The sequence below is a fragment of the Arthrobacter sp. 10T419 genome, from assembly GCF_056394105.1.
Window position 1 is genome coordinate 1 of the sequence record NZ_JBFTHF010000075.1, and the last position, 379, is coordinate 379.

The 379-nt window shown below is 58.6% G+C and carries 1 protein-coding gene; it reads left to right on the forward strand.

Annotated elements, in window-relative coordinates; all coding sequences use genetic code 11:
- A partial coding sequence (locus tag AC1DBD_RS17940; protein WP_476982743.1) for a DUF6531 domain-containing protein occupies window positions 1–379 on the forward strand: 379 nt, incomplete at both ends.

Sequence of the window (379 nt, forward strand, 5' to 3'; positions counted from 1 at the left end):
GCAATGCGGCATCGGGAATCAATCGATCTATCCGGGTACGCAGATTCCGGTCAGCACCTTAACCGACCAAAGCTGCAGCGTGGGCAACCCCTGCTCAGTGGGTGCTGGTCTGAAACGGCAAAACGAGGTTGATTTCGTTGCAAGTGGGCCCCAGCCGTTGACTTTGAAGCGGATCTATCAGTCCAGCTATCTTGTACCGCCGCTCGATGGCTTCGGCGCACTTTGGATGCATGAGTGGCAGCGTCGTCTTGACCTGTCCAAATACTCCGCCACCACGCCAAGTCTGTCGGCCCTCCGCGGTGACGGGACATCTACGACGTTTGCACTCAGCGGCGGCATTTGGACCGCAACGGATGGCAAGGGCGACCAGGCTATTGCC